The sequence below is a fragment of the Fischerella sp. JS2 genome (assembly GCF_032393985.1).
GTDB lineage: Bacteria > Cyanobacteriota > Cyanobacteriia > Cyanobacteriales > Nostocaceae > Fischerella.
The window spans coordinates 6,711,052-6,732,318 of record NZ_CP135918.1; the positions used below are offsets into that span (position 1 = coordinate 6,711,052).

General features: G+C 41.6%; 18 protein-coding genes. 11 read left to right on the forward strand and 7 right to left on the reverse strand.

Translation table 11 applies throughout. The features are described 5' to 3' along the window. Positions 1–67 precede the first annotated feature (67 nt). The gene (locus tag RS893_RS28795) at positions 68–349 is read left to right on the forward strand and encodes a DUF3288 family protein (protein ID WP_315788980.1); all 282 of its coding nucleotides are present in this window, start codon (positions 68–70) and stop codon (positions 347–349) included. An 86-nt stretch (positions 350–435) separates the two neighbouring features. Here the strand turns inward: RS893_RS28795 and RS893_RS28800 are convergent, their stop codons facing one another. Next, positions 436–1,893: a GTP-binding protein gene (locus RS893_RS28800; protein WP_315788981.1), complete on the reverse strand. Its 1,458-nt coding sequence runs from the start codon at positions 1,891–1,893 to the stop codon at positions 436–438. A gap of 249 nt (positions 1,894–2,142) precedes the next feature. After that, positions 2,143–3,723, reverse strand: coding sequence for a M48 family metallopeptidase (locus tag RS893_RS28805; protein ID WP_315788982.1), 1,581 nt, complete (start codon positions 3,721–3,723; stop codon positions 2,143–2,145). A gap of 251 nt (positions 3,724–3,974) precedes the next feature. Between RS893_RS28805 and holB the strand changes: the two genes are divergently transcribed. The 5 genes from holB (at position 3,975) to RS893_RS28830 (ending at position 6,004) form a co-directional block, all read left to right on the forward strand. Continuing rightward, positions 3,975–4,940, forward strand: a complete 966-nt coding sequence (holB, locus tag RS893_RS28810; RefSeq protein WP_315788983.1) for a DNA polymerase III subunit delta' — start codon at positions 3,975–3,977, stop codon at positions 4,938–4,940. A 151-nt stretch (positions 4,941–5,091) separates the two neighbouring features. Next, positions 5,092–5,310 (forward strand): hypothetical protein, encoded by a 219-nt coding sequence (locus RS893_RS28815; protein WP_315788984.1) that lies wholly within the window; start codon positions 5,092–5,094, stop codon positions 5,308–5,310. A 49-nt stretch (positions 5,311–5,359) separates the two neighbouring features. Beyond that, positions 5,360–5,581, forward strand: coding sequence for a hypothetical protein (locus RS893_RS28820; RefSeq protein WP_315788985.1), 222 nt, complete (start codon positions 5,360–5,362; stop codon positions 5,579–5,581). Then, complete coding sequence (locus RS893_RS28825) at positions 5,559–5,816, forward strand: hypothetical protein (RefSeq protein WP_315788986.1); 258 nt, start codon at positions 5,559–5,561, stop codon at positions 5,814–5,816. Before RS893_RS28820 ends, RS893_RS28825 begins: the two co-directional genes overlap by 23 nt. A gap of 101 nt (positions 5,817–5,917) precedes the next feature. Beyond that, a complete protein-coding gene (locus RS893_RS28830; protein WP_315792132.1) occupies positions 5,918–6,004 on the forward strand; it encodes a hypothetical protein in 87 nt (28 codons plus the stop codon). Here the strand turns inward: RS893_RS28830 and RS893_RS28835 are convergent. Continuing rightward, positions 5,989–6,921 (reverse strand): NmrA/HSCARG family protein, encoded by a 933-nt coding sequence (locus RS893_RS28835; protein WP_315788987.1) that lies wholly within the window; start codon positions 6,919–6,921, stop codon positions 5,989–5,991. The genes RS893_RS28830 and RS893_RS28835 overlap by 16 nt on opposite strands. Before the next feature lie 372 nt (positions 6,922–7,293). On the opposite strand from RS893_RS28835, the gene RS893_RS28840 reads away from it, so the two are divergent. Then, positions 7,294–8,289 carry a glycosyltransferase gene (locus RS893_RS28840; RefSeq protein WP_315788988.1) on the forward strand — a complete coding sequence of 332 codons (996 nt, stop codon included), beginning with the start codon at positions 7,294–7,296 and terminating at the stop codon, positions 8,287–8,289. A 244-nt stretch (positions 8,290–8,533) separates the two neighbouring features. Here RS893_RS28840 and RS893_RS28845 read toward each other — a convergent pair whose 3' ends face one another. Both RS893_RS28845 and RS893_RS28850 read right to left on the reverse strand, forming a co-directional pair. Then, entirely contained in the window at positions 8,534–9,526 is a 993-nt protein-coding gene (locus RS893_RS28845; protein ID WP_315788989.1) for a glycosyltransferase, read from the reverse strand. A 524-nt stretch (positions 9,527–10,050) separates the two neighbouring features. Next, positions 10,051–11,703 carry a B12-binding domain-containing radical SAM protein gene (locus tag RS893_RS28850; protein WP_315788990.1) on the reverse strand — a complete coding sequence of 551 codons (1,653 nt, stop codon included), beginning with the start codon at positions 11,701–11,703 and terminating at the stop codon, positions 10,051–10,053. A 260-nt stretch (positions 11,704–11,963) separates the two neighbouring features. On the opposite strand from RS893_RS28850, the gene RS893_RS28855 reads away from it, so the two are divergent. The 4 genes from RS893_RS28855 to RS893_RS28870 all read left to right on the forward strand — a co-directional run bounded on the left by RS893_RS28855 (position 11,964) and on the right by RS893_RS28870 (position 18,785). Beyond that, on the forward strand, positions 11,964–13,598 hold the full coding sequence (locus RS893_RS28855) for a cyclic peptide export ABC transporter (RefSeq protein WP_315788991.1): 1,635 nt from the start codon (positions 11,964–11,966) through the stop codon (positions 13,596–13,598). A 145-nt stretch (positions 13,599–13,743) separates the two neighbouring features. Then, positions 13,744–14,952, forward strand: coding sequence for a glycosyltransferase (locus RS893_RS28860; protein ID WP_315788992.1), 1,209 nt, complete (start codon positions 13,744–13,746; stop codon positions 14,950–14,952). A gap of 328 nt (positions 14,953–15,280) precedes the next feature. Next, positions 15,281–15,592, forward strand: coding sequence for a hypothetical protein (locus RS893_RS28865; RefSeq protein ID WP_315788993.1), 312 nt, complete (start codon positions 15,281–15,283; stop codon positions 15,590–15,592). 721 nt (positions 15,593–16,313) lie between these two features. Continuing rightward, the gene (locus tag RS893_RS28870; protein ID WP_315788994.1) at positions 16,314–18,785 is read left to right on the forward strand and encodes a filamentous hemagglutinin N-terminal domain-containing protein; all 2,472 of its coding nucleotides are present in this window, start codon (positions 16,314–16,316) and stop codon (positions 18,783–18,785) included. 69 nt (positions 18,786–18,854) lie between these two features. On the opposite strand, the gene galT is transcribed toward RS893_RS28870, so the two are convergent. Beyond that, positions 18,855–19,961 carry a galactose-1-phosphate uridylyltransferase gene (gene galT, locus RS893_RS28875; protein WP_315792133.1) on the reverse strand — a complete coding sequence of 369 codons (1,107 nt, stop codon included), beginning with the start codon at positions 19,959–19,961 and terminating at the stop codon, positions 18,855–18,857. Positions 19,962–20,109: 148 nt separating this feature from the next. Continuing rightward, on the reverse strand, positions 20,110–20,949 hold the full coding sequence (locus RS893_RS28880; protein ID WP_315788995.1) for a dienelactone hydrolase family protein: 840 nt from the start codon (positions 20,947–20,949) through the stop codon (positions 20,110–20,112). Positions 20,950–21,267 lie beyond the last annotated feature (318 nt).

A 21,267-nucleotide genomic window follows, 5' to 3' on the forward strand; every position in this document is an offset into this window, starting at 1 on the left:
GAGAATAAATAGTAACTTTTGACCAATGACTTTTGACCAATAACTAATGACAATTGACTCTTGACCAATGACCAAAGACCAACAACATCCTTTATATAATCGCGATCGCTCGATTGTGGATAGTCTACTAGCTGGTGAGGCGACAGAATATAACTTGGCTGAATTGGCTAGGCTGCGAATTCGTTATCACGGCTTTCCCGGTGCTAGAGACATTCAAAGCGACTTAGATAAAATATTACAACAGTGGGGTCTAACTGAAGTAGAGCTATTTGAGAAAACTCGTGCCATTCATGCTATTGGCGGCATTTACAAAAGTCGCTCTAAGAAAGAAGAACAAGATTGGAATTAATTTGAATTTAATTCTATATCTATAATATTATGGCGGTGAGAAGCTAAACCTGAGATGAGAAGTTTTAATTCACATCAGGCATAAATCTAAAATCGCTTGATTTTAGCCCGCAATTCTTCTTTAATCCGATTCAGAATCGATTCTTCATCTAGGGTTGCCAAAATTTTATTAATTACCACTTTGGGTCCATCTGGACCCCAAGTTGCCCCATTAGCTAAATAAGCTTTGGTAACTTGCCCAATTCCATAGGAAGAAACACCAGCTACACCTGCTTGTGTCAGTGCTACCGATACATAAGGTGCGAGGGATGCGCCACCTGTGATGGGTGCAGAAATACCAAGTAAAGTTTTGAGTGAACTTAAACCAAGATTGGCTAATAATTCACTTGCACCGATCCCACCCATACTTAAGGCAATTCTCTGTAGTAATTTTACGGCTCCTGGTTCAGTCATCGGAATACCGTAGAGTTTAGATAAACCCAGGATTAAGGCAACATCTACTGCCGCACCACTCAAAATATCCACTACTGTTAAAGGATTAAGTGCGATCGCAGCTGCTTTTGTGATCACAGCTTTCCAAATCAATTGATTAGCAGCATTCTCTCGAATCATGAGTTTACGCTTGACCAATTGTTCATTCACATTGTCCGCATAAAGCATGGAATTGAGAGCAACCAAGGCTTTACCTTCTCGCTGTAAAATTTCCAAAATTTTCAGCTTCAATTCTTCCACTCGGGCATTACCTTGGCGCATCTGCACACCCCTACTACCGTCAGGACGACGAATTACTGTCCGTACTAGTGGAGATGCTGCTGCCATGACAATTTCATCTGGTGAGAGTAATTCCCGTACCCGTTCATCACGGATTTTGTGGTAAATTGCCATCCGGTCTGCTTCTGGATACTGATCTACTTTGTTGAACACCAGCAACATCGGTTTACCTGCTTCCCGCAACTGAGAAAGGGCTTCGTGTTCAACTTTGGTCATATCACCAGAAATCACAAACAAAATTAAATCTGCTTGTTTGGCTATTTGTTCTGCTAAAGCAGCGCGGGTGTCACCATCCACTTCGTCCAGCCCTGGTGTATCAATTAATTCTACTCGCGACTGACCAGTTCCAGAGAGGGTGACTCGTAAGGCCCGTTCTGTGTCGCCAACAGTTTCTTCGGTGATACTCCAGTTTACTCTTTGGGCATTGCGAGTCACACCGTGTAAAGGCCCGGTTTCAAATACAGCTTGCCCTACCAAAGCATTTAATAAAGAAGATTTACCCCGCCCTACCATTCCGAAGGCAGCTATATGTACTACCATGCTGTCCAGTTTGTTGAGCATGGTTTCTAAATCATTAATTTGTGCTTCTAATCCTGCTTGTTCTTCCAAAGAAAGGTCTAGATTGGCTACTAAATTCCGCAGCGCTGTTTGTGCTTGTTTGTAGTTCAGTTCTGCCTGAATATCTTCAAAGCTAAAAATAGCGTTATCTAGTTCTTTTTCCCAATTAGATGCATTACTTTGATGAGGATCTGGTAGGGGCAATATGGAAGTCATGTTTTATTAACGAACCACAAAGGACACAAAGGACACAAAGGACACAAAGAATTTTATTTTTGCAGTTGTAAGGGAATAAATAACTGTCTTTTTTAACTTTAGCTATTTATCTGCAATAATGACTTGTCTGTTACAGACAATCAATTATGTCAACTATGGCATTTGTAAAGTAAACTACCCACCTCCTTGAGGAGGTGGAGAGGGAGTAAAATTTATTGCTCCTTTTTTAAGGGGGCTGTTCCCCGTTCCCTATTGTCTATTCCCTGTTTCCTGTTCCCTTTTATGTTCTTTTTTTTCTTTGAGGATCTGCTTGGCTTTGGCTTGCATTTCCAGATGTTGGGCTACACCTTCGTAGGCATAACGATTGTAGTTGTTGGTTGTAATCAATTCTTGTAGATATTCCACTCGCTCTTTGCTGCCTGGGTGAGATGATAACCAACTAGGAGGAGAATATTTTTGTTGTTCTTTGAGGGTGTTCATCAAGTTATACACACCATCAGCAGCGTAACCACTACTAACAATCAGACGCGTACCCAGAGTATCTGCTTGACGTTCCATGTCACGGCTGTAAGTTAGTGAAAATAGCTGTCCGATAGTACCGCCAAAGGGAAGATACTGAGTGAGGTTGCCGATGAGATTCCCTTGGGTGATTAATTGGAAACCGTGAGAAAGCAGGACGTGGGATAATTCATGACCAAGTAACCCAGCTAATTCTGCTTCGGAATTGGTTTTGGCGATCGCACCAGCGTGAACGAAAATTTTACCACCGGGTAGGGCAAAGGCATTGAGGGATTCTTCCGGAATCATAAAGAACTCGTACTTAAATTCATCGCGTCCGCCGACTTTTGCCAGTTTTTGCCCGATAGAATTAACGTATGCTACAAGTTGTGGGTCTTTAACTAAAGGTAGTTGTTTTTTTGCTTGTTTTGCTACCGAATCACCCACAGCCTTTTCGCCCTGGAGCAATAATATTGTAGAATCTAGGGCAGAAAATGGTCCAACAAGGCTACCAGTCAGAGCATATCCTAAAGCACCAGTAATAATATTAGCGATCGTGTTACCCCTGACCTTTGCTCGAATATGAGATTTATAACGTTTGAGATTTTCTTCTGCTAGTTTATTAAATTCAGCTACTTGGGGGTGATTAGGATTGAGAATTGCAAATTGTCGTGCTGCTATAGATGCCTCCATCCATTTTTTGTTACTTGCTAGGGTTGTAACTTTTGCTTTAATTAAATCTGCTTGGTTTGGATAAAGTGTTACAGCCCGTTCTAAAACCTCTAATGCTTTTTTTTTGTCACCGTATTCTTGCAGTAGTTCAGAGTATTTAATTTGACCAGGAATAAACTCTGGATACTGCTGAACTAAAAGTTCTAGGGGAACAAAAATTCTAGTTTGCAGCTTACTGACAATACCAGCTTGTACCTCTCGCCAGTATACCTTGCCTGCTGGAGACAGTTGATTGACATCAGCGATTGCTGGTTTAATTTGTAGTGTGTGAGATGTTTGTGCAAATGGTTTTTTCACCTCGCGATATATTTTCTCGGCTGCTGCGTACTCTCCCGCCAAATATAGCTTGTCTGCTTCGATCAATTTTTGCCGACGGGCAATTTCTTCGGGAGTGGGTGCTGGTTCTGCTACTGCTGAGTCTGGCTTTTTGTCCTCACTTGTTTCTGGTGTCGGCGTAGGTTTGGGAGTTTCAATTACAACAGTAGGCTCTTGGGCAGGAGTGGGTGCTAGCGGTTGTGTCAGGATAATTAAAATAGATGTCCCAATAGCTAGCATTACCCAACTCACGGCCAGGAATAATGACTTCCAACGTCGTTTCATGATCAGGTCTACCTATGCAAACAGGCTCTTCTTCTTAATGTATGAGGAATTACAACAACCGCCCAGAGCGATCGCATCACTTTGTTATATCACCATGTAATCTTTACAAATCGAGAAGGGTGGGGTGATGGGGAGTGTGGGGAGTGTGAGGAGTATGAAAAGTGAACAACCAACCACTAACCACTAACTAGTAGTGTACAGACGTGATGTTCCTCGTGTCTCTACCCACTAACAACCAACAACTAAAATTAATGACATTTTCCTCACTCATCGGACAACCACAAGGAGTACAATTACTGACGCAAGCTGTAAAAAGCAATCGAGTAGCACCAGCTTATTTGTTTGTTGGGGCGGATGGTGTAGGACGCAGTTTAGCAGCACGGTGCTTTATAGAGTTATTGTTTACCGATGCTCATGACAATACAGATGTTGTCCGTACTAAACTGCAAAAAGATAACCATCCCGATGTCCTGTGGCTACAGCCAACCTACCAGTATCAAGGACAGCGCCTCACCGCCGCAGAAGCAGCCGCCAAAGGACTCAAGCGCAAAGCACCACCAGTAATTCGCCTAGAACAAATTCGTGAGATTACCGAATTTCTCTCTCGTCCACCTTTGGAAGCACCAAGGCATGTGGTGGTGGTGGAACAGGCAGAAACAATGGCAGAAGCCGCTGCAAATGCCCTACTGAAAACTTTAGAAGAACCAGGACAGGCAACACTGATATTAATTGCTCCTTCACCAGAGTCAATCTTACCGACCTTGGTGTCACGCTGCCAACGTATTCCCTTTTATCGCTTAGACACAGCCACAATGGCTGAGATATTAACACGTACGGGTCATGAGGAAATTCTCCAACATCCTGCGGTGTTGAGTATTGCTGGTGGTAGCCCTGGGGAAGCGATCGCTGCTTATCAACAACTACAAGCCATTCCTTCAGAACTACTCCAAGCTGTCACCAAAGTACCACAAAACTATCGCCAAGCCTTAGAGTTAGCCAGAGATATAGATAAAGCTCTCGATACAGAAGCACAACTATGGCTAGTCGATTATCTCCAGCAGTCTTATTGGCTCCAGTGGCATCAACCCCAAATAATCAAACTATTAGAACAAGCTCGTAAATCTTTACTTTGTTATGCCCAGCCGCGTCTAGTGTGGGAATGCACATTTATTCGGTTGTGTCAAGTAGATCCGCCTGGTACTAGAGTATTAATTTAGTAGATTGAGAGCTTGCATCTAGCCCAGGCGATTAGAAATCGCCTGGTGCAATATCTCATGTAGACCTCTTGCCCAAATAGATCCTATAAAATTATTTTGAAGCACGAGTGTTAATTTGATCTGCAATTTGCAAAAAATGAGTACATATCAAATGAAAATTAAAGGTATCAAACGCGGTCAAACTATTGAACTCTTAGAACAAATTAATGATATTCCTGATGGTACAGAAATTCTCATTGAATTTGTAATTTCTTCAAAGCAAATAACTGAAGATTCACAAACTTTAAGTGATGAAGAAAGGCTCTCCAAACTCAACCTATTATTTGATGTTTGGCAAGACCAACCTGAACTAGTAGAAATATTTGTGTAGTTGTACTACACGATAAAATGAGAAAATGTATTGAGGTATCGACTCAGATATGGGTACTTTGCCAGAGATCGAAGCTGCTATCAAACAACTACCAGAAAATGATATTCGTCAACTAGCTGCTTGGCTGGAAGAATATTTGGAACAAATATGGGATCAGCAAATCGAAACTGACTGGGCATCAGGAAAATTAGATCGACTAATTGCGAAAGCTGAAGCTGATATTGCAGCAAACCAAGTGCAAGATATAGATGAAATCTTTAACAACTCCTGATTTTTGGGAAGCTTATGCCCGACTACCGGAGGATGTGAGGGAGCAAGCAACAAAAGCATATCAACTTTGGCAAGAAAATCAATCTCACATGTCTTTGCACTTTAAAAAAGTTGGCAAAAATCTTTGGTCTGTCCGTGTCACTGGTGGATATCGTGCTTTGGCTTTAAAAAAGGGAGATGATTATTACTGGTTTTGGTTAGGTACTCATGATGAGTATGACGCATTATTAAATTAACAAGCTTGAATGTTAGCAAAGAGTTAGCTTCAAAGTGAGCTAGATATCCTGAAAATTGATTTGGAACTAATTGTACGATCGCCATCTGGAAAACAGAAGCAGTGAGGATTCTACGTAATCAAGAAGGCGATCGTCTGACTCCCTCAGTTGTAATTCGCTTCATAGTTCGTTTTCACAAACTCTCGTAGGTAAGTTCTGAGTTTGCCCAGTTAGTTTCTTCTAAGAATTCACCAAATGTAGTTAAAAGTCCAGGAAACTCTGCTCGTAAGCGCTCAACATCAGCTTGATAACCTTTGTGACGATACCATTGAATTAAATCAAACAGGTCTTTTCGCAAAAGCAGCAAGAAAATCCACGGTGCTACTTCCTTGTGAACAACGGTCATTCCCTGCACTTTGGAAAATTCTGCCGCCATCTGCTGAGGCGTCAGCACATCACCAGCAAGTTCTATCTCTTGACCTATGTACTCAGAAGGATTTTTGATCACATAAGCTGCGACTCGACCCATATCTTTAGTCGTAACTAAATGTATGGGTTTATCTGGCTGAATGGAAAATGGAAATACTCCTTTGAGGATAGATGGTCGTGTATACTGCTTCCAAAACTCTTCCATAAACAAGCAGGCTCGTAACATGGTTGTTGGTAGGCCTGCCGCTTTGAGAACTTGTTCTACTTTGTATTTTTGATCGATGTGAGGAATTCCGGATTTTCTATCTGCTCCTCCTGCGGAGTTATACACGAAATGTTTAATGTTAGCTTGCTTAGCAACTTGGGCAACTCGCTTTGCTCTTTCTACTTCTCGGGGATCAGGTTTTGCGGCATCAGCAGTGGTAGCATGACAGTAGACAGCCGAAATATCTGCAAAGGCTGGTGAAATAGAGTCCTCATCATCTAAGTTAGCCTCTATAAGCTCGACTCCTGCATTGCTCATTTTTAATAATGAGGGGCGGCTGAGGTCGATTTTCCTGGTGATGGCACGCAAATTATTAACTCCTTGTTCAAGAAATCCCTTAACCACATTTGTGCCTGTGCCACCTGTGACTCCAATGAGCAAAACTTTCCCGACGTTTGCTTGTTGTTTGTTTTGACCATTATCTAAAGGCATAATTTTCACAACTTAGATAAAGGTTCACCAGACATATTACTTTTACATGTTACTTTAACGGAGTTTAACGGTTTCTACAAGGCGAGCAATGATATATGCGATCGCTTGCCCTTGCGGAATTCGGCATTTTTGAGGATGTTCTTGGGTATTAGAGAGTTAATCTGAAATTAGAAGCTAGATCAAGAAAAGCTTACTTTTTCTGGGCTATGTATTCAAAAGCAACTCAAAATGATTATTAACTTAGAAATTATATTCCTAACGCTGATGCTAGGCTCAGTGGTATTTTACATATCATGTGCCTTTTGTACACATCAGTTTTTTGCATCTACCCAAAAGCAGATTCCCAATAACCAAGATCTACCAGTCTCAATTATGGTATCGGTGAGTGGATTAGATGAGGGAGCATGGGAAAATTGGTCATCGCTGTGTAAGCAAAACTATCCGAATTATGAAGTGCTGTTTGGAGTGACAGATCCGAAAGACTCTGCTGTTCCCTTACTAAAAAAGCTGGTTGCAACTTTCCCTGACACAGTAAGACTGTTTATTGGTTTAGAATCACGAGGAGTCAACTATAAAGATAGCAACCTGAGTTATTTATTGGAAGAGTCTCAACATGAAGTAATCATTTTTGCTGATGGTGATATCCGAGTAAATCCTGACTACATCCGCACTGTTGTAACTCCTTTGCTGGATGGGAAAGTAGATGTTGTCACCAGTGCCTATATCGGGCACAATCCCCAATATCTGGGTGCTGCTGTTGCTTCCTTTGGTCGTTGTGTTGATTTTATTCCTAGTTTGTTAATAGCTCGTAGACTTGACGATGGTCTACGCTTTACTATAGGAGTAACTATAGCTACTCGTAAATCTACGTTAGCTGATTTTGGTGGGTTGCACCTCAACCGCATTGGTTCAGACTATAATCTCGGCAAAAGAGCAGCTCAAGCAGGTTATAAAGTAGAACTATCATCCTATATTCTAGAGTGGGATACTGGTCGAGAAAACTTGAAGCAGGTGTTTACGCGAGAGTTACGCTGGGCGCGGACTATTCGTTACAATCGCGGCGCACAGTACTATGCTATGGTGTTCTGCTACGGCACTGTTTACTGTATTCCCCTGTTATTACTGTCGGGGTTTGCTGGTTGGGCAGTAGCTGTGTGCTTTACCACGATTATTATTCGTTATGTGCAAGTACTAGTAAGTATTTTGAGTATGAACTGTCCCAAACTCTTACGTTGGCTTTGGATAATCCCGTTACGAGACTCACTCAGTTTTATTGTTTGGGTTATGGGTGCGTTTGGACAACGTATTTATTGGCGTGGAAGATATCTGCGGGTAGAAGGTGATGGTGTCATCTCTCCGTGGAAGTAATGAAAGGTTGGTTTTGAGTACAGCATTTCGTTAATTCCTATTTCTATACAAATGCTATTCTGCCTTGAAGTTGTCCTCTAGGTGTCTATACGCTTACGTTTATGTCTGATCTAATTTCAGATGGTGGCTAAAGTTATGTTTTAGAAATCGACCACCGATAAACACAGATGCACACAGATGGATACAGATGGATTATCCATTTGTGACTAATTTTTGATGATTCATGACTATTAATGATTAGATATTATGCTGCTTCAAATTCACCCAAAATTTGATTGTAAACTTTGAGCAAGTAATGAGGTTGAAATAAGGTAATTACATAACCTATAAAAACTAAAACTACTGAAGTAATAACAATGGGAATTGCCAAAGGAAAGTAAAGTATGTGACTTGGTTGATGAGTAAACATTTTACTTATCCTTTCAGATAAAATCCGTAACTTACCTTGCAAGCGGGCCATAGAGTCACGGTATTTCTGTTGAGATTTGGCTAGCAAACGGTTTTGCCAGTAATAATCGTGACCAATCAATAAGAAACGCCAGAAAAAGTGAGATAGCCCTGATGGTGGGGCGTGGGTTGCTCTGGCTTGTGGTTGTCTCCAAATTGTATAGCCCAAGGAACGTAATGTGTGAGCATGAATTACACAGTTACCTCGGTAAAGAACTAGTTCGGTGGGAATGGGGTATTGTAGGAGAAATTCGCGGCGAAAAGCGACATTATTGAGAAAGTATTGGGAAGTTCGTTTGAGAGTTTTCTGCTTTGAATATTGGGGAAAAATATAAGTCAAAGCCATAGCTGTGCCGTAGATTCCCCTAGCTTGTGTTGTTGTTTCTCCAGCAACAATTTGGATCTCATCGCTTTGAGTGAAAGGGATGAGGAGATTTCTTAACCAGTTAGTTTCATAGATGCAGTCAGAGTCACAATAGACTACTATCTCCCCTGTGACTAGATTAGCTCCCAGCATTTTTGCTTGGTAATATCCACTCCCTGATGGTGCTTGATAAACTTTAATCCAGGAATATTTTTGACGTAGCTGTTCTAGCTTCTGGGGAGGAACATCACCGCTATCTATTAATAACACTTCATTAGCTTGAGTAGGTGAGAGGTCTTGATTTACTAATGAATTTAGAGACTCAGATAGTTTGTTGATGTCAGCATTAGCCAAATTTTCTGTTTCTAGGACAATAGAAAAACTTGGTAATCTTTCTTGAGGTTGAAATACTCTTGTCTGTCCCATAGTTTAATTTTTTATTTAGTTGTGTTTATTTATCTACATGTTTGTGCCTAGATGAATTGGTGATCACAATCGAGCATTCCCCAATCAAAATTTTGCACAGACGATGGAATTAGTACCCTTTTTTTGGCGTTGCATAAAATGGAGATGAGGAATGAACCGCCAAGATGCCAAGGACGCTAAGAATTAATTTTGTCTAAAAATATAAAATAAAATCATCCCACAAATATGCAACGCTCTTTTTTTATTATAAAAAACAAGCCGTGCTTGATCTAATGAATTAGAGTAGTGGTCTGTTTCATTAATTGAGATGGGTTATATAATTTAATGAATTACCCTTTCGTCCTCTTCTCTTGGCGTACTTGGCGTCTTTGCGGTTCGTTTTTTACCTTTCAGAACTAATGAAACAGACCAGTAGTAGTTCACCAAATTGATTTTGATAGGTTGGCCAGATCCCAACTTTTTTAAAAAGTCAGGGATCTAACCCTTCGCAAAGAGTCAAAACTTATCTAGTCGAGTCGTTATATTTAGGTATGAACTGCATTACGTATCTTTTGGGAATAAAACGAAGCCGATTCTTCATTTTTGGCGCATTCTTGAGCAAATTTAATGAGATGATGACCCACAAGTCCGACGTGAATCAAGTTCTCAATATTACCTGCTTTTAATTGCGGTAGTGCCATTTTCCAAAATGTCTGACGATAGTTACCAAATAACCCTACCCGGAGCAAAATATTTACCATATAAGTTAAACCTTTACGGAGATTAGCTCCTGAAGTGCGAGCGGGGCTATTGGGAACTTTGATGCGATTAGGGTAAGTGTGTTCTACATTGTGGGCAAATCGCTGATATAAAAATTCTGGTTCATAGGCTGTTGTAATACAGCGACGCCACATTTCTACTACCTGTTCATAGGGCATTAAAAACTTGATATTCGACTCACGATTTTCCTCAAATACTAGTCGCCCTTCTTGTTCTAGCCTACGCCACAAAGGAGTTTTTGGTAATGCATGTAATAGGTTAATTGTCAACATAGGAATTTGAGACAGACGAATAAATTCGAGAATTCGGTCTGCGGTTTCTGGTGTGTCTGTATCAAAGCCAATGATGATTCCTGATACAACTTCCATACCATAGCTATTTAAAACTTTTACTGCTTCCAAAATTGGCATACTTAGATTGTGAGTTTTAGAAATAGCGTGGAGGGCTTCTGGTTCTGGGGTTTCAATGCCACAGAAGACTGTACAAAAATAGGCTTCGCGCATCATTTCCAAAAGTTTGGGACTTTGAGCTAAATTCAATGTGGCTTCACAAGCAAACTGGATGGGATAGCCATTGTGCTTTTGCCAGTCAATTAGGTATGGCAGCAAATTCATGATGGCACGACGATCGCCTACAAAGTTATCATCTACAAAATAGACTGCTCCTGGATTACCACGTTCGAGCATAGTATTGAGTTCGGCGATCACTTGCTCTGGTGTTTTCAGGCGGGGGTTGCGTCCATAAAGTTCGGGAATATCACAAAACTCACAGCGATAGGGACAACCACTGGAAAACTGAATATTAGCGAGGAAATATTGATTGAGATCCAGCAAGTGATAAGCTGGGATGGGAAACTCACTAAGGGGTAAGCGTTCTTTAGTTTCAAAGCGAATTTGCTGTTGGGGAGGTTCTGTGTGGTGATCTAAATACTCGATTATGCGATCGCTTGCATCTCCCAACTCACCCAAATGCAAAATATCAAACTCAGGATAATATTCTGGGCAACCAGAGACTGAAGGACCACCTAAAATAGTAATTTTGCCTTCTGCATGGGCAAGTCGATTAATTTCATTAATCTGTGGTCGCTGGATGTGCATCCCACTGACAATTACCGCATCAGCCCATTGGTAATCTGTCCTTGTTGCTGTTCGCACGTTTTCATCTATAAACCGGACTTCCCACTTTTGGGGTAAATAAGAAGCAACTAGTAAAATACCTTGTGGAGGCATAAAAGCTTGGACTTTTCTCCCCATAAGCGGGTAAGCATGATGAAAAGTGCCAAAAGAGCGACTGTACTTGGGAAAGATGCAGAGAATGCGCCGATGGTTAAGCGGTAGATAGGGAGTTGTTTTAATAGAAGCAGTTTCCGAATTTACCACAGGAATTTGATCTGCCAAAGACTTGAGATTCACACTCATTCCGTTTCTCCCCACAAAACCGTTAACAGTTATCAGTTAGAGACGCGATGTTCCTCGCGTCTGTACAGTTATCAGATGACTGGCAAAACAGCTTGTGTGACCCCCGCCATAAACCTAATAACTGTTCACTGATTTAACTAATCTATTAGCAGAATTAGTGGTGATTGCAACTACCTGGTGTGATAACTTTATAAGTTTTTACTGTAAAAGATAAAATTTCCCCAAGGGGCACCAACTAAAGTGGTTTGTAAACAAGTATCATGCATTTGATTTCTTTTCTGCTGCGTTCTTCTTGGAAAATGATCGCGATCGCGATCACAACTGGCTTTCTCAGCGGTGGTAGCAGTGCTGCTTTAATTGCCCTTATCAGCAATGTTGCTACTAATAACCCCGGTTCTTCCTTAAAAATTATAATTTGGGGTTTTGTAGGATTGGCATTAGTTGCGCTGATCACCAGCATTATTTCCCAAGTGATGCTGATTCGCTTATCTCAAAATGCAGTCTTGCAACTACGGATGCGTTTGAGTTGTCAGATTCTCTCCTCCGAGTTGAGTCATTTAGAACAACTAGGAAATCCCCGCCTGTTAGCAACCCTTACCGAAGATATTCAAGCAGTTGCTGATGGGGTTTATCAGATGCCTTTTTTATTTATTAATTTAGCGATCGTCTTAGGCTGTGTTGTTTACATCACTTGGTTATCTTGGTTAGTCTTGCTTATGGTTGCAGGACTATCTGTAGTAGCAATTGCTAGCTGTCAGTGGTTTTTGAACAAAGGTAAGAAATTACTCACCTTAGCTCGTGAAGATCAAGATGTACTGTTTGACCAATTCCGTACTATTACTGAAGGTGTCAAAGAACTTAAGCTCCACTATAACCGACGTCAAGTCTTTTTAGACAAAAAACTGCAATCAACTGCTACTAAATACCGTCGTCACAACATTAATGGTTTTACCTTTTTTGCCATAACCACCAGTTGGGGTCAACTCATCTTCTTTTTCACGATGGGTTTTGTCATCTTTGCACTGCCTAATTTGCTAGCCATCAATCCGCAAACTCTTTCTAGCTATATCTTGACCTTCACTTACTTGATGATGCCAATGAATAATATCATCAGTAAACTTCCGCTTTTGAGTAAAGCTAGCATTGCCTTACAAAAAATAGAATCACTGGGTCTATCTCTAACTCATCGAGCTGAAGTATCAACAGTTCCACCTGCTGCTAAGACTGTTTGGCATCGTTTACAACTCAAGGATATTATTCACGCTTATCATACAGCAGAAGAAGACAAAAGTTTTATTTTGGGTCCTATCAACCTGACACTTTATCCACAAGAGATTGTATTTATAGTCGGGGGGAATGGTAGCGGTAAATCTACTTTAGCTAAATTGCTTACTGGACTTTATATTCCAGAAGCGGGAGAAATTAGGCTAGATCAAGATTTAATTACTGAACAAAATCGAGAATGGTATCGTCAACATTTTTCTGTAGTGTTTTCTGACTTTTATTTATTTGATGAACTTTTAGGATTAGAAAATTCTAGTCTATATCATAAAGTCCAAGAGTACCTCAAACTTTTACAGTTAGAGCATAAAGTGAAAGTTAAAAATGGTAGACTTTCTACTACTGCTCTTTCTCAAGGACAACGTAAAAGACTAGCATTACTGACTGTATACCTAGAAGATCGATCCATTTATTTATTTGATGAATGGGCAGCAGATCAAGACCCAGCATTCAAGGAAATATTTTACAAAGAACTACTGCCAAAACTCAGGGATACAGGTAAAACAATATTGGTCATCACCCACGATGATCGCTATTTTCATCTAGCAGATAGAATTGTTAAACTTGAATATGGAAAAATTGAATTTGACACGCATAATTTTATTCAGAACTGAGAGATAACTAAATTGAACTTTCTTAGAATACAAATAATCCCAGATACATACCGATAAATTATCCGTGTACCCTACGGGAAGCCGCCCTTAGGGGCGTCTACATCGCTGTGCATCAGTGTTCGTTATTTAAAAATAATCTTAATTTATGGAAAAAATAGAACTAGCTATAGTAATTGTATCTTTATTAATTTGGATAGGATTACTAACTCTGTGGGGACAATTTTGGCAGACAGACCAACAATTAGAAGTCACAGAAACTCACTTAGAAAAATTACCATCAGTTTGTGCAGTAATTCCAGCACGTAATGAAGCAGATTTGTTGCCAAAAACATTGCGATCGCTCCTTCGCCAAAACTACCCAGGTTTGTTTACCATCTTCTTGGTAGATGATCACAGCACAGACGGAACTGCTAAAGTTGCTCAACAAACTGCCCAAGCTTTAAATAAAGACCAACAATTGCACGTTATTACTGCCCAAGCATTACCTCCTGGTTGGAGTGGCAAACTCTGGGCAATGGAACAAGGTATTAACAAAGCTACAGCAACACTCGAATCAGATTACTTGCTGCTTACCGATGCAGATATTGAACATGATCCAACAAACCTATATCAACTTGTTGCCAAGGCAGAACAGGAAAATTTAGATCTTGCTTCCCTCATGGTACGACTTAGATGTGAAAACATTTGGGAAAAACTTTTAATTCCAGCTTTTGTGTTTTTCTTTCAAAAACTCTACCCCTTTCGCTGGGTAAATGATCCCCAAAAATCAACAGCAGCAGCTGCGGGAGGTTGTATCCTAATTCGCACAGCAGCACTCCAGCGCATCGGTGGTTTGCAAGTGATTCGGCAAGCATTAATTGACGATTGTGCCCTTGCTCATGCTATCAAATCAGTTAAATCCTCTTCTCTGCCATCCCCCCACTCCCCCAAAATCTGGCTAGGACTCAGTTCTTCAACTCACAGCCTCCGTCCCTATCCCTCCCTGTCTCCAATTTGGGGCATGGTTGCGAGGACTGCTTTTACTCAAATGAACTACTCGCCGTTGCTATTAATTGGAACCCTGGTTGGGATGATTTTGGTTTATATAGTTCCACCACTGGGTTTGATCGTCGGTGCTTTGACAGGAAATTGGTTAGTCGCACTCACAGGTTTATCAGCATGGTTGCTAATGAGTTTGGCTTACTTCCCGATGATTCGCTTTTATCAATGTCCTTTGTGGTTAGCTTTCTGTTTGCCAATCATCGCCTTTCTCTATACTTTGATGACTCTCGACTCTGCATTACGTTATTGGCAAGGACGAGGCGGTGCTTGGAAAGGAAGGGTTTATAGGGCAGAGGGCAGAAGGTTTAACTGAATATCTGCCTTGAAAATGGGTGTGGGGGTGTAAGGGTGTAGGGGTGTAGGAGGAGTTAAATTTTCATGCCCTCGTTGTAGGCATAATTGCACGTGAATATCTGTCTTGAAAATGAGTGTAGGGGTGTAGGAGGAGTTAAATTCAACGTGAGTTCGATAAATACTATCAGACTCAACAATAGACTCGCCCGCAAGTAAACTGCTTCGATAACTGATAACTGATAACTGTAAAAGTATTTTTCAAACTTTTCCGGAAATTTATAAATTGCTCATGGTGTTATTTTCAGGGGCAACCCGCAAGTATATGTATCTAAACAAAACACAGAATTATGAAACGCCAAATTTCTTTAATCATCGCTTTTGTACTCTCATTCTTGATGATGTTTAGCCCTGTTGCAATGGCTGATGAGGTTAAAGGTCAAACTTCAGTGACTACATCAGAACTAACTAAATCAGAAGTAGTTAAAGTCACGCCAGTAGAAAAGAATGAAGCTGATGCAGCTGTAGCACAGCCAAAGGCTAGTGACTTTTTAGACAAAGGGGAATTGAATCCGATGAAATTAGATGGATGCATGGTTCCGTGTCCAGGTGGATTTTCAGGATATATGCGGGGAGACATGTGCATACCATGTGGAGGCTGACATGAATTAGTGATAAAGTTAGAAAGCGTATAAAACAAGGAGATGCATGATGAAACGCAGAATCTATCTTGTCATCGCTTTCCCTTTATCCTTCCTTAAGTAGGGACTTTCTTAAAAGTCAAGCGATCGCACCACGCTTTGATGAGTTTGCTGGGACAAAAAGTTATTATGCTTGGCGATCATGAAAAGAGGCGATCGCCTCACTAGTAGTCCACCACATTAATATGAACTGGGAGATCCCTGACTTTTTAAAAAAGTCGGGGATCTGGCCCGTCGCAACCCTAAAGAACTTATGTGGTCAAGTACTAGTTACTGCATCGAGAAAATAGATCAAGTCAAATTTAATAAGCAAAATGACAAATTGTTTTCTCAAAATGCCTGATTGCTTTCTCATTTGGCTTAAATGCTTTTTCATTTCACTAATTTACGCAATCATGACAGCGATCGCACTCTTCGCAAAAGCTATTATCTAAATGTAGGGTGCGTTACGGCTTTAGCCTAACGCGCCGCTTTGTCTAACGGTGCGTTAAGCGCTAAAATGTCATGTTTTCATAACAAATCATCTCGAAAATATGCGCTTAACACACCCTACAGTAATCTTTAATATATAATCTTTCAACTAGAAGCATATAAGTAACATTTTCACAATGTTTCTGCTTACTGACTATCAACAAATAATTTGTATATGCTGAATCAAATCATTCCTCATTCATAATTGTTTATGAAAAAGCGGAATCACCATTTTTGCATAGCTAGTTTAGTTTCCCTATGCTTTCTGGTTAAAACCGATTTGATTCAGGCACAAGTTACTTCTGATGGAACTTTATCAACCCAGGTTACAACCACCGATAACTTAGACTTTACAATTATTAACGGCAACAAAGTTGGCAGTAACCTTTTTCATAGCTTTAGAGAATTTTCTGTTCCTACAGGTGGTTCAGCCTCTTTTGCCAATGACTTGGATGTTAAGAACATCATTAACCGCGTGACGGGAGGCTCAATCTCAAACATTGATGGACTAATTAAAACCAACGGTTCTGCCAACCTTTTTCTCATTAATCCCAATGGTATTGTCTTTGGCCCAAATGCCTCGTTAAACATCAACGGCTCTTTTTTCGCCAGTACAGCCCATAGTATCAACTTTGCTGATGGCACTCAATTCAGTGCTACTAATCCCCAGACAGCACCGTTACTAACAGTCAATCTCCCCATCGGTTTACAGTTTGGCCAAACTGCTCAATCAATCCAAATAGAAGGATCTAATTTACAAGTTCTGCCTGGTCAAACTTTAGCAATGTTGGGTGGTGATGTATCAGTTAAGGGTAGCAGGCTGTTTGCACCCGCAGGACGAATTGAGCTAGGAAGTGTCGCCCCTAACAGTTTTGTCAACCTGACTCCAATAGTTGAAGGTTGGGCTTTAGGATATGATGGCGTGCAACACTTCCAAGATATGCAAATATCCCAAGCGGCTTTCATTGATACAACAGGTGAAGGCAACGGTGCTATGCAATTGCGTGGTAGAAATATTGCAATCACTAGCAATTCAATAGTGGGGGGAGTTACCACTGGAGATAAACCAGGTCAACCTCTAACGATCACAGCCTCTGAATCTGTAGAGGTAAGTGGTTCCAGCCAGGATTCTGCTAGCCAGTTAAGTACTGTTACTAAAGCAACTGGAGCAGCAAGTGACATTAACATTGCAACAAAGCGCTTGATTCTTCGTGATGGTGGAATTATAGAAACGTCTACTAACGGTTCTGGTCCAGGAGGAAATTTAACTGTAAATGCCTCTGAATCTTTGCAGGTATTGGGAGGCAGAGATTTTTCTAGCCTCAGTGTTCGCAGTCTCAGTACTGACAAAGATGCTGGGGATGCGGGAACGGTGCAGATTTCCACTAAGAACTTGATTCTCCGTGATGGTGGACAGATATTAACCTCTACCCTTGGTGCTGGTAATGGGGGGACTTTGATAGTAAATGCTTTTGAATCCGTGGAAGCCAATGGTTTAATAGTGCTACCCCGTGCCAGATTTGACACAAATGGTCAAATAGTAATAGAAAATATCAATTTCCCTAGTGGTTTACTTGCCCAGACCATAAAATTCGGATTTGTCACACCCACAGGCAAAGGCGGGGACATAATCATCAACACCCAGGGTTTAGTCATCAAAGACGGTGCTAGTATTTCAGTCGCTGCTGTTAACGGTAGTCGAGGTCAGGCAGGAACATTAGATATCAATGCCTCGGATTTTGTAACAGTGACAGGTTCTGCCATTGGTCGGAACAATCAAACTGTTCCCAGCACCCTACTAGCTAGAAGTGAAGGGCCTGGTAGTGCGGGCGACTTGAGAATTAACACAGGGAAGTTGACTGTCCAAAACGGGGCAGAAATTAATGCCAATAGCCAAGGCTCAGGCAGAGCGGGCAACCTTGATATTACAACTGATAACTTGCTGCTAGACAATCAAGGCAAACTCACTGCTAATACTACAGGCGGACAGGGAAATATCAACCTACACTCTGGGACTTTAATCTTACGTCGTGGCAGTGGCATTACCACCAATGCTACTGGAAACAATGTTACTGGTGGCAATATTAATATTGATACAGACAATTTAGTTGCAGTTCCCCAAGAAAATAGTGATATTACTGCCAACTCTCAGGACTTCCGGGGGGGTAATGTCACCATCAATGCTCAAGCTATCTTTGGCACGCAGTTTCAGTTAAAACCCACACCTTTAAGTGATATCACCGCCACTGGGGCAAATTCCCAGTTAAATGGCAATGTCCAAATCAACATTCCAGATGTTGATCCCAGTTCCGGCTTAGTGGAACTATCAAATATTCCTATCGATCGCACTCAACAAATAGCACAAGCTTGTTCGGCTGATCAAGGCAATAAATTTATCATCACGGGGCGTGGCGGCTTGCCATATTTACCAAATGAAGCGCTCCGTACTCAGAATACAGTACCACTGCCTTGGGTAAGGCTCGACCATCGGCAGGTGGAAAGAAGGAGAGAGTCATTACCCAAGTCGCCAATTTCTAATCAAATTGTTGAGGCTACTGGTTGGGTAGTTGATAAATCTGGGGAGGTGGTATTGGTAGCAGCAAATACTACACCTGTGAGTTCTTGGTCAACTCCCGCAGTTTGTCCGGGGGCAGATAATCCCACCCGCCTAACAGCACCCTAAGCGAGATTACTTAGGGTTGAGGAGGGGTCTGATACTATTGGTGTGTTGCATTCTTTTTCCAAATTGGTATTAAATCTCTAACAAAGCTTGAAACTCGATATTTACAGCTACCGCCTGCAACTCCTTCGCCTTCTCTTCTGGTAAAGCATCATTAACAAACATTCCGGCAGCAAGTTCCGTTCCCGCCAGATACTTAAGTTTGTTGCTTGTTCGATAGGGAGGATAAAATTCAGCATGTAAATGGGTCTCCGGATGAGCTTCACCATCTGTTGGCGCAGCAAACCAAGCCATCAGATAAGGAAACGGGCGATTCCACAAACCGTCATACTTAAGAGTCACAGTTTTTAACGCCCTGGCAAGTCCCCAGCGTTGTTCTGGAGTTAGCTGATCAAAGCTAGGGACTGCTTGAATAGGAGTAATCCATACTTCATAAGGGTAACGAGCGCATACCGGGACGAAGGCTACAGCGTACTCATCTTGATAAATAATCCGTTTGTTTTCGGTAATTTCCTGTTGAATCAAATCCTCCAGCAAAGAGCGCTGATTTTCTTGGTAAAATCGCCGTTGTTGCTCCAACATCCGTGCTGGAACTGGTGGAATAAAAGGATAGGCGTAAATTTGCCCGTGGGGATGATGTAAAGTTACACCTACTTCTACTCCCTTATTTTCAAATGGCAGTACGTACTGAATATGAGGATTTGTCCCCAGGACACTAGTGCGATCGCCCCAAACTTGCAACAGCAAATCGAGGTGATCCAACTCCAGAGAACTGAGGGAGGCGTGGGGGTTTTGGGTAAAAACCACTACCTCGCAGTCCCCATTAGCAGGTAAGGTTTCCACGATGCTAGTAGGTGGATTGTGTGCAGCTAAGCTCATCGAGGGAAAGCGGTTACAAAATACCGCCACATCATACTTACCTTGGGGCAGTTCTGTTGGGAACTTAGTGTTACTAGTAGGTGCGAGCGGATTATACTCTGGGGGCGGCATAAAAGTCCGGCCTTGACGGTGAGAAGCATAAGCTACCCATTCACCACGTAAGGGATGCCAGCGCAAATGCGGATTTGCCTGTACAGGTTCATTGCTGGGACTGGTAGCAGTGATGTTTTCTGGAATCGGGTAACGACTGTATAAGGTCAGTTGCCGACCATCCGGCTTTAGCAGTGTGTGGGAGTACATAAGCGAAACTTGTTTCATCGGGACTGCCTGCTGCCTTTTCTGAACTATACGCGATCGCTGAAATCATCAAGAAATCATTTAGTGTCAAAAGATACTTCCAATTGGGTGTAATTTTACATGGATTTTCTCGTGGAGACTGCTCAATCCATTACCCATTACCAACCCCATGTTGCTTAAACCAAGCCAAAAGACGCTTCCATCCATCAACAGCCGCTTGTTTCTGGTAGCTAGGACGGTAGTCAGCATGAAAGCCGTGGCCAGCATTTGGGTAAACAATGATTTCAGATGGTTGCTTAGCTGTTTTTAAAGCTTGCCGCATTTTGTCAACCGTACTCAGGGGTATACCTTCGTCTTTACCTCCATACAACCCAAGGACTGGGGCTTTTAGTGAGGCTGCAACATCAATCGGATACTGAGGCTGAAGCGGTGTAGAGTCACCCACCAAACGTCCGTACCAGGCAACTCCGGCTTTGAGGTTGGGATTATGCGCTGCATACAGCCAAACAATGCGTCCACCCCAGCAAAAACCTGTAATACCAAGTCGATTCACATCACCTTTTGATTTTGCTGCCCAAGCAACAGTTGCGTCCAGATCGGATAATACTTGAGCATCAGGGACTTTTGACACTACCTTACTGATAATTTCTTGAATATTAGTGAGTTTTGAAACATCTCCCTGACGGGCATATAATTCCGGAGCGATCGCTAAATATCCCAATTTGGCAAAGCGACGGCAAATATCCTGAATATATTCGTGAACACCAAAAATCTCTTGCACTACTAGCACAACCGGAAAGCTAGTACCAGAAGCAGGCATGGCTCGATAAGCGGGAATAGTACCATCAGCAACAGGAATTTTTACTTCACCTGCAACTAACCCTGTAGAACTTGTTTTAATTGTTTGAGCAGTAACAGGATGAGTTGCCACAGCAAAACCTGTGGCTAGAGATGCCATGATGAATGTGCGTCTGTTCAAATTCTGAGGCATAGTCTAATGTGCTTGGTGTCCGTTAAAAAAAATACCTCGATTTCATACAATCAGGAATCTTCTATAAGTAATAATACTACTGGTTTATGGCATTAATTTTGAGAAGAATTCAAAAAATATTTAAGGGCAGATAACCCCATCCGCCTAACGGCACTCCAAGCAAGCGAGATCGCTTAGGGTTGGGGAGGGGTTTTCATAATTATTCATGTGTTGCATTCTTTTTTCCAACTGGTATAAAATCACGAACCACAAAGAGCGCAAAGTACACAAAGAAAGAGAAAATAAGTTGACCTATCAAAACTTTTGCGATAGACCACT